A 13,043-nucleotide genomic window follows, 5' to 3' on the forward strand; every position below is an offset into this window, starting at 1 on the left:
GCGGCAGGGAAGAATGGCGCGCGCCGCCTGGCGCGACGCGTGAGGACGCTCAGCCGCGCCAGTGGCCGATGGCGTTCATCAGCTGGGCGATTGCGGACAGTTGCGAGACGAAATTGTTGTCGGCCGCGCGCGCCGCGTTGGCCGCCGCGGCCGGGGAGTTGGCGTACAGCTGCATGATGCCGACCGTCGTGGCGGCCATGTTGGAGGCGGCCTGGTTGGCCTGCATCTGGACCGCGTTGTGAAGCAGGATCGCCGAGGCATGGCTGTTGGACTGCATCAGCGTGCCCAAGGCCACGGCGGGCGCCTCGCCCACTACCTTGACGTTGGCTTGCGTGACTGCATCGGTGATCGCGGGGGAAACCTGCTCCGTCATAGTGTTGCTCCTGGATTGCTCGCCGCGGTGGCGCGGTCACGGCGAAGGCATGAGTGGAACGGGCCACGACACGCGGTGCGCGGCCTCGTCGATGCGGCGCGGACGTCGAGGCGGCGTCGCGCGCCGGGCGGCAAGCAGCGAAGCTCGATCCGCCGCCCGGCGCCGACGCCGCATCACGCGTCAGGCCAGCGCCTTGCCGAGCGCCAGCACATCAGCCAGAACGGAAAGCACGCCGTTCGAGCCGATTTCGGTCGCCGCGGCGCCGGCGCTCGCCGGCCCCAGCGTGTAGAGCTGCATGATGCCCACGTTCGTCGAGGTCGGCAGTTGCACCGCGGATTGCGACTGCTGCTGCACGGCGTTCTCGAACAACACGCTCAGCGAATGGCTCTGGGCCTGGTACAGCGAGCCCGTGGCCATCGCGGGCGCTTCGCCCACCACCTTGACGTTGGTCTGCGTGACCGCGTCGGTGATCGCGGAATTGACCGAGCACGCCTTGCAGTTGCATGCGTCCTTCGGGTCGTTGGTGCCCGTCCCTGCATCGTTTGCTGCCATCGTATTTCTCCTGGTTCGCGAGCAGGCGCCGCATCGAATCGGCCCTGCCCGTCCTGTCGCTTGCTCCGGAACACCGCGCGGCCCCGCCGTTCAGGCGCCGGCGGCCATGCTGCCAATCCGCGGCGCGGCGGAAGCGGCGGCGGCTCACGCCGCTTTCGCCGCCGCCCGGCCGCGGCCCTGCGACGACGCCTTACGGGCCGCCCACCGCCTTGCCGATCGCGATCACGTCGGCCAGCACGGAGATGATCCCGTTCGCGCCGATTTCCGTGGCGGCCGCGCCCGCGCTTTCCGGCCCGATCGTGTAGAGCTGCATCGTCCCCACGTTGGTCGAGGTTTGCGACTGGATCGCGGCCTGCGATTGCTGCTGCACCGCGTTCTCGAACAGGATGCTCAGCGAATGGCTCTGGGCCTGGTACAGCGAGCCCATCGCCATGGCCGGCGCTTCGCCGACCACCTTGACGTTGACCTGCGTGACGGCATCGGTGATCGCAGGATTGACCTGGCACACTTGACACGTATCAGCCATTTTTTGCTCCTTGAGTCGCGTAGTTGAGGAATCGCACCGCGGGAGCGGTTGAGGTCAGCCGCGTGGCCCGTGTGCTACTCCATGGACGCCGGGCCGGGGGTGTCGTGAATCGGAATGGTTGCGGCGGCTTCCGGCGTGGCGGGTTCGGATGGGATGGCTGCGATGTCCTGCAGCAGCTCGCCTATCGCGTCGAGCCGTCTGGCGAGCGGATCGACGTATTGCCGGAAGCACGATTCGATTTCCTGGCGGATCAGGCCCGTCAGTTGTTCGCCGATCATCGCCAGTGCCTGGCGGGTGCTGTCCTGGATCTCGCCAGTGGAGGATGCCTGGGCGTCGCCCGGCGGCTCGTGCTCGTCGAGCACGCCGGAGACTTTTTGCTGTTCCGAGGCCAGCATGCCGAGCGTCGTCTCGTTCTGCGTGTCGATCGTCTGCAGGATGCCCTGCATCTTCTCGTAGGCTTTCTGCTGGTTCAGTTGCAGGAAGTGCTTGATCTGCTCGCGGGCTTCCTTGCGGGTTTTCAGTTGCTGCAAGGGTGGGTGGGCGGTGGGGGCTTGTGTGGCAGGTGTGGTGGAGGTTGGTGCTGCCGGCTTTCCCTGGCGGCTCGGCAACAGCTCCAGCAGCGCGTGTTCTTCGCCCGGCTGGAGAGGGCGGCCCAGGCGCTTCTCCGCGAACTGGCGCAGCAAGGGGTCGAGGGCTTCGGTGCTCATGGGTCAGGCCTCCTCGACGTGCGTTTGCGGCGCTGGCGTATTTCGGTCGGCTTGCTGCAGTGGATATCGCATGGTGTTCTCCCGGAAATGGACGTGCGAGGGCCGCACCGGAATCGGCGGGACCGTTGCAAGGACGCATCGTGTGGGAGATCGTGAAATCAAGGGGAGCGTTTTCCGGCTGTGCGGGCCGGAAAGTCATGCGCGGCTTGCGGTCATGCAGCCACGTTTCCCCGTCCTGCTTACGCTGCACGACGGCAATGATTCCGCCCCAAAAGCTCGTTCATTTTTCGCTTGCGCTCGTCATTCACCCACGTAAAATACTGTACGCATATACAGTATTGGTGGCGACGTGGAACTGCAAAAGAAGCTCGAGGTGTTGGCCGACGCGGCGAAGTACGACGCTTCCTGCGCCAGCAGCGGCGCACCCAAGCGCGGTTCGCGCGGTATTTCCGGGCTCGGCGCCAGCACCGGCGCGGGCATCTGCCACAGCTTCACGCCGGACGGGCGCTGCGTGTCGCTCCTCAAGATCCTGCTCACCAACTTTTGCCTGTACGACTGCCAGTACTGCGTGAACCGCCGCTCCAGCAACGTGCCCCGCGCGCGCTTCACGCCCGAGGAAGTCGTCGATCTCACGCTCGATTTCTACCGGCGCAACTATATCGACGGCCTGTTCCTGAGTTCGGGCATCATCCGCTCGTCCAACTACACGATGGAACAATTGGTGCGCGTGGCGCAGTCGCTGCGGGAGGACCACCAGTTCCGCGGTTATCTGCATCTCAAGACCATTCCGGACGCGGACCCGGAACTCATCGCGAAAGCCGGTCGCTATGCCGATCGTCTGAGCGTGAATATCGAACTGCCGACGGACGGCAGTCTCGCGCGCCTCGCGCCGGAAAAGAACGTGCGAACCATCAAACTGGCGATGGGATCGATCCGGCTCGCGCAGGAAGAGGCGCAGGCCGAGACGAAAGCGCCGACGTTCACGCCGGCCGGGCAAAGCACGCAAATGATCGTCGGGGCCGACCAGACGAACGATCGCACCATCCTGCAGACGGCCGAATCGCTCTACGGCTCGTTCAAGCTCAAGCGCGTTTACTACTCGGCCTTCAGTCCCATTCCAGACAGCCCGTCCGCCTTGCCCGCGCAGGCGCCGCCGCTGCTGCGCGAACATCGGCTTTATCAAGCCGACTTTCTGCTGCGTGGCTACGGCTTCCATGCGGACGAGCTGTTCGGGAACAGCGCGGACCTGGCGCTTGACATCGATCCGAAGCTCGCCTGGGCGCTCGCTCATCGCGAACAGTTTCCTGTCGACCTCAACCGCGCGCCGCTTCGCGCGATCGCGCGCGTGCCCGGCATCGGCATGCGTAACGCAAAACGCATTGTCGAGCTGCGGCGCACGCGTCGCGTCCGTTACGAGGATCTGGTGCGGCTGCGCTGTCCGATGGAGAAGATCCGGCCGTTCGTGGTGACGCAGGATTATCGCGCCGCCCTGCATGATGCGTCGTCGCAGACACTGCGCCGCGTACTCGCGCCACCGCCGGTGCAACTCGCGCTGTTGTGAGGACGGCCGATGCGCACCATCGTGATCGAGGATCGCTTTGCCGCGTGGCGCGCGGCCTCGCTCGCGGCACTCGCGGAAGACCTTCCGCCGGCGTCGATCCACTGGCGTCTCGCGGACGCTATCGAGATGCCGCAGCAGCAAGCCTTGATCGACTACGCACCGGATTCGCCAGGCACGGCCGCCATATCGCCTCGCCTGGCCGATGTTCAGGTGTCGAAGGAATTCGCCGCGCTGCTGAGAGACGCCGCATCGTTTCGCGATCCCCAGCGCTGGGCCTTCTTGTACAAGGTGCTGTGGCGCTGGCATCACGGCGATCGCTCGGCGGCATCGCCCGCCGATGCCGACGGCTCACGCCTTTACCGCATGGCCAAGAGCGTGCGCCGCGCGCAGCACGACATGATCGCCTATGTGCGATTTCGCAAGCAGGCGGATGCCCAGGCCGTTCCCGAATACCTCGCATGGTACGAACCCGAGCACGACGTGCTCGAGTGGGCGGCGAAACATTTCGCGCAGCGCATGGGTCGATCCTCGTGGCTCATCACCACCCCTCGCGGCGCGGCCTTCTGGGACGGCAGCCAGTTGCATCTGGACGCGCGGCGCGCGTTGCCGGGCGATCATCGTCATGACACCGAGGATGAAGCCGAGGCATTGTGGATCGCGTATTACCGGAGCACGTTCAACCCGGCGCGACTGAACGAAAACGCGCTGGAGCAGCATATGCCGGTACGTTTCTGGAAGGGCTTGCCCGAGGCCCGTTTGATTCCCGGCATGATCAGCGAGGCCAGGAGCGGTGCGCGGCGGCTCGCTCAAGCCAGCGGTATCGGCACGCTGAACGGCAAGGCGATTGCCGTCGAAGCCGAGGTGGCGCAACCGGTTCGAGAGCAAGCCTCTTCGCTGGATGCTTGCCGACGTTGCGACTTGTGGCGTAACGCCACGCAGGCGGTAGGCAGCGCGGGGCCGCGCAGCGCTCGAATCATGTTGATCGGCGAGCAACCGGGCGATCAGGAAGACCTGAGCGGACAACCGTTCGTCGGGCCGGCGGGACAACTGCTCGACCTTGCCATCGAGCGCGCGGGTCTGTTGCGCGACCAGGTTTATCTGACCAATGCAGTGAAGCATTTCAAGTGGGAGCCGCGCGGCAAGCGCCGTTTGCACAAAACGCCGATGCAACGTGAAATCGAAGCCTGCCATCACTGGCTCGAGCATGAACTGGACACGGTTCGACCTGCCGTGATCGTGGCGCTCGGTGCCACGGCGCTCACCGCGCTGTTGCGCAGGAAAACCAAGCTTCGTGATTACGTGAATGCGCCTTTCGAGATCGATGGTGGATGGGCCATCGCCACCTATCACCCGTCGTTCGCATTACGCCAGCAGGATGACAACTCGCGCGACAAGGTGCTCGACGACATGACCCGGGCACTCGTTCTTGCGCGCGAAATGGCGGATGCCGATGCGCCGCTCGATGGTCCCGTCCGGAACGATTCCGCTTAACCGCCTGCCTTCGCCAATTTCTCCGTCAGCGTCAACGCATTGGGAATGGCCTCGCCGCGCGCGGTATTGTCGAAAACGCACCAGACCTCGGAGCCGGAGCGGCTGGCCTCGATCGCCCGAGCCGCCACGGCGTCGATGAACGGCTCGTCGTATGCCGAATGATAGATTTCCGGCGAACCGTGCAAGCGGACGTACAGGACGCGTGAATCGCCCCTTGGCTCGATATCGGCGACGGGCGGCGGGTCCGCCCGCACGCAGCCGACCCCGGCACGTTTCATGATCGCCGCCCCCGCCTCGGTGAACCAGCTCGCATGGCGCGGTTCGCAAACCACCGGGGTTGCCGTGCCGCTTCGCAGCAACGAGAAAAAGCCGAGGGCCGTGGCCTCGTCCAAGGCCAGACTGGGCGGCAATTGAAGCAACAGGCAGCCCAGCTTTTCCTTCAGCGGCTCGACCTGAGCCAGGAATTCGCCGAGGGCGGCGTCGGTGTCGCGCAACCTCAGTTCATGCGAGATTCGACGTGGCAGCTTGACCGAGAACCGGAATTCGTCGCGTACACTCGCGGCCCACCGCGCATAGGTCTTCGGCTGATGAGGACGATAGAACGAGGAGTTGATCTCCACCGAGGAGAAAACTCGTGCGTAACGCTCCAGATGGGTGCCTTGCGTGGGAAATAGCTCGGCTAGCCGCGATGACAGCGCCCATCCGGCACATCCGACATGGATCGGATAGGCGTTCGAATGAGTCGCGGAGCGCGGGCTGGAGGTCATGGGGTTGGGAGCGCATCGGCTGGATTGACGCGTGAGGTGGTCAGACTAGCATGCGGGGGAGTCGCCCACTGGGCAATAAACTCGGTGATTCTCTCTTCGATGCGACTCTCGACGGTGCGCAGACGCAGGATGGGAATGCTGCTTTTCGCCAGGATGCTGTTCTTCAACGCGTCCCGCGCCACCTGATCGGGTCGATCATGGGAGCCACCATCGACTTCGATCACCCCCAGTGGGGTCTTGCCCACCCTGAAATAAATGACGAAATCGCAACTGGCACGCGCCATGAAAACCCGCTCGCGTTGCGTCAAATCCGGATTGCTCGACGATACGACTTGATCCAGTTTGACCTGGCCGTGGTACATCAACGCTCGGCACGACGGATCCGACAGCGCCTCGCGCAGCAGTTGAGCCGCGATCTGCTCGGATTTGTAGCGTGAATCGTCGGACTGCAGGCGGGCGTTCAAGCGCGCCAGGGATTGGTCATACTCGCGGTACAGTAGATCGAAGGCAGATACCACGGGCGCACGTACGATGTGCTCGTCTTGCGCGTAATACGTCATATAGCGCATCAGCGCTGCAACGTGGCCGTTGTTGCCATTGAACACGTCATCGCCCGTCACCAGGGTGAAACGGCACTTGGCCCGCGACACCGCCACGTTGATCATGTTCGGGTTATCGACGAAATCCAGGCGCTCGCGCATCTGGTTATAGCGTTTCTTGTCCAACACCGTGGAAAAGACGATCTCGTCGCACTCCCGACCCTGGAACTTGTGCACCGTGTCCTTGACGAAATCTGCCGGCAAGTGCTTGCCCGATAGGTTGACCTGTGCGCGAAACGGCGCGATGAAACCGCGCCCGTCGTCGTCCAGCCCGACCGACTCACCCTCTTCAGCAAGCAGCTTGAGCAGGGAGTCCAGTTCCCGCAGGTTGGTGTTCTGGCGAGTGTGGTTGCCCTTGCCGGTCACCACCAGACGCAGCGGCGCTTCGCCCTTGTCCTCGGTCATGGGCACCAGCAAGTTGTCGTAAAACTGCTGATTGCAGAATTGGATGATCCTGGGATGGCAGCGGTAATGCTCCTTCAACAGGGTTCTGGGCAATGCTTCCTTGAACACGCCGATGCACGAATCGAGCAGGCTGTAGCGCTCGCAATCGTAAGCGTCGGCGGGTGCCGGCAGACCCAGCTTCACGGGTATATACGCCAACTGGCGGTTGTCGCCAACCACGATGAGATTCTTCGCACAGCCCAGCGCCAGAATGCCCGGAACTATGTCCTGTAATGAAGCTTCGTCAATGATCACGTAGTCGAGGATCGTTCCTGGCGGGATCGAATTGACGATGGAGTGCGTGCCACTGCCCAGGATCGGGAAACGCTTCAAGAAAGCATCGAACTGCTTGAGATAAGTCGAGGTACTGAAGTCGTCTGAAATCCGCGGCAAACCATGCAGATGCTGCTTCAGATAACGCATCGACGCCGTCTTCAACTCCTCCAACAAGACTGTGAAATTCCCGCGTACCAGCGATGCCCGACACGCCTGCAGCTCCACTTCCTTGTCATGCAGCGCCTTGTCGTAGTAGCGCATTTGCAAGGCATGGAAAACAGATAAACGCGCATCCCCCTGGATGAGAGGCTTGGTGCGAAAAATCCTGAAGTTCAACAACAGCTCGATGCGATCCTTGAGGCGGATGCGCTGCTCGCCGAGATGAGCGAGGTAGGCCATCAGGTCCACCCCCTTGCTCGTCGATAGTCCGTACTTTTCAAGCGAGGCAGCAGTGGCAGTCTGCACCCCGCTGTCTGCCTGCCACTGCTGCAAGTAACGCCGTTCGACCTGCAGTTCATCAAGTTCGACCTGCAGTTGCGCCGCCCGATTGTGATCGCGCAAATGTTGCTTCAAACCAGCCAGAAGGGTTTGAATTTCGTCCAGCGTCGGCGCGGGCTCAGGCTCGCCCGATGGCCAAGGCGGCAGGTTGGCGAAAAACTCGTCGCGGTTATTCTGGTTGCCGAGTTTGGCGACCAGATGGACGAGGCTGCACTTCTCCAGCTTCTCGTAGACGTTTTCGACGGCCGCATTGTTGTTGGACAGCACAGCCACAGTCTGCCCACGCAGCAGAACATTAGCGATGATGTTGAGAATGGTTTGGGTCTTGCCGGTTCCAGGCGGACCTTCGATCACGCTCACCTGAGCGTTGAAGGCCCGCTCGACCGCCGCGAGTTGGCTCTCGTTCACTCCGAATGGATAAATCAGGCCTTTGCCCGCTGCCAGCGCTCCGTTCTGTCCCGTGCAATATGCATGTAAGGCGGCATCCGCACTGGCGGGCAGTTTTTTTAATTGGCGGACCACGTTAGCGGCGATTTTACGATCACTATCCGAATTCGCACGATCCACTCGGGCATTCGCTACGTCCATAAAATAATGAAAAATCGGCCCGTCCTTCATCGCCGTCGGCGCGATGAAGCTGATGCTCTCCATCTTATGGAGATAGGGCCGATCGGAACCTGGATAGAGCACGACCGCATACCGCTCGCCATAAATTGTTACCTTGACAACATGCGTGACGATCGCACTACCGGGCTTGATCAACAACGTCTCTCCCAGCTCACGAACAGGGGAGATGTGGCAGTCACTGAATGAATGTGTTTCCTGCCTCTTGTTCAAGTAGAGACACCTCAGTTGCAAGCCGTCTTTCTTATCATTCCGGATCGACCAACTTTTGATCTCCGCGGTCTTGTCCTCGCCGCCCACATGGATAGAAACCATACGCCCCTTATTCGTTCGCCAACAACATCCAAATTCGTTCTCTCGACGATTATCAAATGCCGTTATTTTCCAACGGGGAGTTATCTTGCCATCATTTTATACATTCAGGAGTCGAAAACCTTGCGTCGTCCAAATTTGCAGCGGCAACAGATGCTCCGACTCGCCATATAAAAAAGAAAAAGCCCGCATTTACGCGGGCTTATATACCTTCTACTGCTTTTTAGGCATGAGACGATCAACGTCTCAACTCACGGCTCACTCCCACTCGATTGTCGCCGGCGGCTTCCCCGACACGTCATACACCACGCGATTGATCCCGCGCACTTCATTGATGATTCGATTCGAAGCCCGCCCCAGCAACGCATAAGGCAGATGCGCCCAATGCGCCGTCATGAAGTCGGTGGTCTGCACCGCGCGCAGCGCGGCCACGTAATCGTAGGTACGCCCGTCGCCCATCACGCCCACCGACTTCACCGGCAGGAACACCGCGAACGCCTGGCTCGTGAGGTCGTACCAGGACTTGCCCACCTGCGAAGCCTCGCAGATCCCCGCCGCCACGTCCTGCTCGTTGGCGATCGTCGAACGCAGTTCCTCGATGAAGATCGCATCGGCGCGACGCAGCAGCTCCGCGTACTCGCGCTTCACCTCGCCCAGGATCCGCACGCCCAGGCCCGGGCCCGGGAACGGATGGCGATAGACCATCTCCGGCGGCAGCCCCAGCGCCACGCCCAACTCGCGCACCTCGTCCTTGAACAGGTCGCGCAACGGTTCCAGCAGCTTCAGCCCCAGCGTCTCCGGCAGGCCGCCCACGTTGTGGTGGCTCTTGATGGTGGTCGCCTTCTTGGTCTTCGCGCCGCCCGATTCGATCACGTCCGGATAGATCGTGCCCTGCGCCAGCCACTTCGCGTTCGACAGCTTCTTCGCCTCGGCCTGGAACACCTCGACGAACTCGCGGCCGATGATCTTGCGCTTCGCTTCCGGATCGGTCACGCCGGCCAGGTGACCGAGGAACTGCTCCGAGGCATCGACGTGCACCACCTTCGCATGCAGGCGCCCCTGGAACATGTCGAGCACCATCTGCCCTTCGTTCAGGCGCAGCAGGCCGTGGTCGACGAACACGCAGGTCAGCTGGTCGCCGATCGCACGATGGATCAGCGCGGCGGCCACGCTCGAATCGACGCCGCCCGACAGGCCGAGGATCACTTCCTCGTCGCCCACCTGCTCGCGGATCAGCGCGACGGCTTCCTCGATGTGATCGCGCATCACCCAGTCGGGCTGCGCGCCGGCGATCTCGAGCACGAAGCGCTCGAGAATCTGGCGGCCCTTCACGGTGTGCGTGACTTCCGGGTGGAACTGCACGGCGTAATAACCGCGCTCCTCGTCGGCCATGGCCGCGATCGGGCAGCTCGGCGTCGAGGCCATCAGCTTGAAGCCCGGCGGCAGCTCGCCGACCTTGTCGCCATGGCTCATCCAGACCTTCAGCATGCCGTGGCCTTCGGCCGTGGCGAAGTCCTCGATGCCGTTCAGCAGGCGCGTATGGCCGTGCGCGCGCACTTCCGCGTAACCGAATTCGCGGTGGTCGCTCCACTCGACCTTGCCGCCGAGCTGGACTGCCATGGTCTGCATCCCGTAGCAGATGCCAAGCACCGGCACGCCGAGATCCCAGACCGCCTGCGGCGCGCGCAGTTGCTGATCCTCGTAGGTGCTGGCATGGCTGCCGGACAGGATCACGGCCTTCGGCGCGAACGAGCGGACGAATTCGTCGGTGACGTCGTTCGGATGGATTTCGCAGTAGACGTGGGCTTCGCGAACGCGCCGCGCGATCAGTTGGGTGACTTGCGAACCGAAGTCGAGAATCAGGATTTTGTCGTGCATGGCTGCGGACGGGATGAAAAACAAACAGGTAAGAAAAACAGCGCGCGAGGCGCTGCATCTGAATCAGGAACGGGCCGGGCAATATGCCCGAATGGCCCGAATGGCCCGGCGAACGCCGCCGGGCGGCGCAGCGAGATCAACCGTGAACCGGCGGATCGCCGCGGCCCGTCGAGCTGCCGGACGAGCCGTGCAGGCGGGAATCCGTGGCGGCGCCAGGCGCGGCCGGCGGCGCATACGAAGGCGCCGCGTCGATGCTGCCGGACTGAACCACCGGCTTGGTACCGATGCCCGGCTCCACGCGCGTGGCGGCGGGTTCGAGCGGCGCCGGATGCGGCTGCGGCGGCACCACCACCGGCGCGGGCTGCGCCGCCGAAGCCTTGGCCTCGACCACTTGCACCCGCTCGCGCCGACGCACCGCCGAGGACAGCCTCACGCCGCCCAGCCCGATCACGAACAGCACCACCGCGGTGACCACCGACACGAGCTGCCCGAAGGCGGTCAGCTCGGGCCGATGCAGGCCGATCAGCCAGACCACCATCAGCACGCCGATCAGCCAGTTCACATGGCCGACGGCGCGCGCGACGCCGGAGGTCATGCCGCCGTTGACGGACGCGTGGAAGGACAGCCAGGCCAGCCCGAGCAGCGCGATGCCGAAGGCCTGGCCGACCATCGCCGGATCGACCGGCACCAGTTGCAGCGCGTCGTACAGCCCCTTCCAGGGCGTCAGCACGAACAGCAGGCCACCTGCGAGCAGCAGCAGGGCATCGATGACGAGTACGACGCGCAGCAATGGCTTCATCGGCGATCAGTCCACGTGGTAGTTGGGGGCTTCCTTGGTGATCTGCACGTCATGGACGTGCGATTCGCGCATGCCGGCCGCCGTGATCTGGACGAACTCGGCCTTGTCGTGCAGCTCGGCGATGGTGCGGCAACCGCAATAGCCCATGCTGGCGCGCACACCGCCCACCAGCTGGAACAGGATCGCGTTGACCGAACCCTTGTAGGCGACACGGCCTTCGATGCCTTCCGGCACCAGCTTGTCGATGTTCGCGGAGTTGTCCTGGAAGTAGCGATCGGCGGCGCCGTCCTTCATCGCGCCGACCGAGCCCATGCCGCGATACGACTTGTACTGGCGGCCCTGGTACAGGAACACGTCGCCCGGCGCTTCCTCGGTGCCGGCCAGCATGCTGCCCATCATCACGGCATTCGCGCCGGCGGCCAGGGCCTTCGACACGTCGCCCGAGAAGCGCACGCCGCCGTCGGCGATGCAGGGCACGCCCGAGCCGCGCAGCGCTTCGGAGACATTGGCGATCGCGCTGATCTGCGGCACGCCCACGCCGGCCACGATCCGCGTGGTGCAGATCGAACCCGGGCCAATGCCGACCTTGACCGCGTCCGCGCCGTACTCGACCAGCGCCTTGGCGGCAGCGGCGGTGGCGATATTGCCGCCGATCACCTCGACCCGCGGGAAGTTCTGCTTGACCCAGCGCACGCGCTCGAGCACGCCCTTGCTGTGGCCGTGCGCCGTGTCGACCACGATCACGTCGACGCCGGCCTGCACCAGCAGTTCGACGCGCTCTTCATTGTCGGCGCCGACGCCGACGGCCGCGCCCACGCGCAGCTTGCCGTGCTCGTCCTTGCAGGCATCCGGGTGCTCGGTCTGCTTGGTGATGTCCTTCACCGTCATCAGGCCGCGCAACTCGAAGGTATCGTTGACGACCAGCACGCGCTCCAGGCGGTGGCTGTGCATCAGCGCCTTGGCCTCGGCCAGCGGCGTGCCTTCCTTGACGGTGACCAGGCGCTCGCGCGGCGTCATGATCGACTTGACCGGCTCGTCGAGACGGCTTTCGAAGCGCAGGTCGCGGTTGGTGACGATGCCCACCAGTTGCGCGCCTTCCACCACCGGGAAACCGGAAATGCCATGCTGGCGCGACAGCGCGATCACGTCGCGAACCTTCATCGACGGCGGCACGGTGATCGGGTCGCGCACCACGCCGGACTCGAAACGCTTGACCTTGGCGACTTCGCGCGCCTGTTCGGCGGGCGTGAGGTTCTTGTGGACGATGCCGACGCCGCCCTGCTGCGCCATCGCGATGGCGAGACGGCCTTCCGTCACCGTGTCCATGGCGGCGGACACGAGCGGCATGTTCAGAGCGATGTTGCGGGTGAGTTGGGTCTTGAGGCTGGTGTCGCGCGGCAGGACGTCGGAGAACGCCGGGACGAGGAGCACGTCATCGAACGTGAGTGCTTTTTGGATAAGACGCATGGCAGATCCTATGGGCGCAAAGCCGAATTATACGCGATACGCGGCGAATTTTCACAACACGAACAACGGCTTAGCGCCTTTCCGGCCGTGCGTTCGCTTTCGGCTTCGCCGCGCGTTCGTCCGGATTTCGCCGCCGGGCCGCGATGTTCGGATACGAAAATCCAGGACA

Annotated in this window: 11 protein-coding genes; 2 read left to right on the forward strand and 9 right to left on the reverse strand. The window is 63.5% G+C overall.

Annotation, left to right across the window (positions count from 1 at the left end; genetic code table 11):
• Positions 1–49 precede the first annotated feature (49 nt).
• The 4 genes from FB600_RS24815 to FB600_RS24830 form a co-directional block, all read right to left on the reverse strand.
• Positions 50–373, reverse strand: coding sequence for a RebB family R body protein (locus FB600_RS24815; RefSeq protein ID WP_145757513.1), 324 nt, complete (start codon positions 371–373; stop codon positions 50–52).
• Between the two features lie 180 nt (positions 374–553).
• Positions 554–925 carry a RebB family R body protein gene (locus FB600_RS24820; protein WP_025096651.1) on the reverse strand — a complete coding sequence of 124 codons (372 nt, stop codon included), beginning with the start codon at positions 923–925 and terminating at the stop codon, positions 554–556.
• A 190-nt stretch (positions 926–1,115) separates the two neighbouring features.
• Positions 1,116–1,451: a RebB family R body protein gene (locus FB600_RS24825; protein ID WP_025096650.1), complete on the reverse strand. Its 336-nt coding sequence runs from the start codon at positions 1,449–1,451 to the stop codon at positions 1,116–1,118.
• Positions 1,452–1,525: 74 nt separating this feature from the next.
• Positions 1,526–2,158 (reverse strand): hypothetical protein, encoded by a 633-nt coding sequence (locus tag FB600_RS24830; protein WP_046579844.1) that lies wholly within the window; start codon positions 2,156–2,158, stop codon positions 1,526–1,528.
• Positions 2,159–2,507: 349 nt separating this feature from the next.
• On the opposite strand from FB600_RS24830, the gene FB600_RS24835 reads away from it, so the two are divergent.
• A complete protein-coding gene (locus FB600_RS24835) occupies positions 2,508–3,719 on the forward strand; it encodes a putative DNA modification/repair radical SAM protein (RefSeq protein ID WP_145757514.1) in 1,212 nt (403 codons plus the stop codon).
• A gap of 9 nt (positions 3,720–3,728) precedes the next feature.
• On the forward strand, positions 3,729–5,210 hold the full coding sequence (locus FB600_RS24840; RefSeq protein WP_145757515.1) for a UdgX family uracil-DNA binding protein: 1,482 nt from the start codon (positions 3,729–3,731) through the stop codon (positions 5,208–5,210).
• Here the strand turns inward: FB600_RS24840 and FB600_RS24845 are convergent.
• The 5 genes from FB600_RS24845 to guaB form a co-directional block, all read right to left on the reverse strand.
• A complete protein-coding gene (locus FB600_RS24845; protein ID WP_145757516.1) occupies positions 5,207–5,977 on the reverse strand; it encodes a DUF72 domain-containing protein in 771 nt (256 codons plus the stop codon). The genes FB600_RS24840 and FB600_RS24845 overlap by 4 nt on opposite strands.
• On the reverse strand, positions 5,974–8,733 hold the full coding sequence (locus tag FB600_RS24850; protein WP_145757517.1) for an AAA domain-containing protein: 2,760 nt from the start codon (positions 8,731–8,733) through the stop codon (positions 5,974–5,976). The genes FB600_RS24845 and FB600_RS24850 overlap by 4 nt, the downstream gene beginning before the upstream one ends.
• Positions 8,734–8,988: 255 nt before the next feature.
• Positions 8,989–10,608, reverse strand: a complete 1,620-nt coding sequence (gene guaA / locus FB600_RS24855; RefSeq protein ID WP_017919223.1) for a glutamine-hydrolyzing GMP synthase — start codon at positions 10,606–10,608, stop codon at positions 8,989–8,991.
• 136 nt (positions 10,609–10,744) lie between these two features.
• On the reverse strand, positions 10,745–11,407 hold the full coding sequence (locus FB600_RS24860) for a hypothetical protein (RefSeq protein WP_096748646.1): 663 nt from the start codon (positions 11,405–11,407) through the stop codon (positions 10,745–10,747).
• 6 nt (positions 11,408–11,413) lie between these two features.
• Positions 11,414–12,874 carry an IMP dehydrogenase gene (guaB, locus tag FB600_RS24865; RefSeq protein WP_013698491.1) on the reverse strand — a complete coding sequence of 487 codons (1,461 nt, stop codon included), beginning with the start codon at positions 12,872–12,874 and terminating at the stop codon, positions 11,414–11,416.
• Positions 12,875–13,043: the final 169 nt, after the last annotated feature.

This window comes from Burkholderia sp. SJZ089, assembly GCF_007828315.1.
Taxonomy (GTDB): Bacteria; Pseudomonadota; Gammaproteobacteria; order Burkholderiales; family Burkholderiaceae; genus Burkholderia; species Burkholderia gladioli.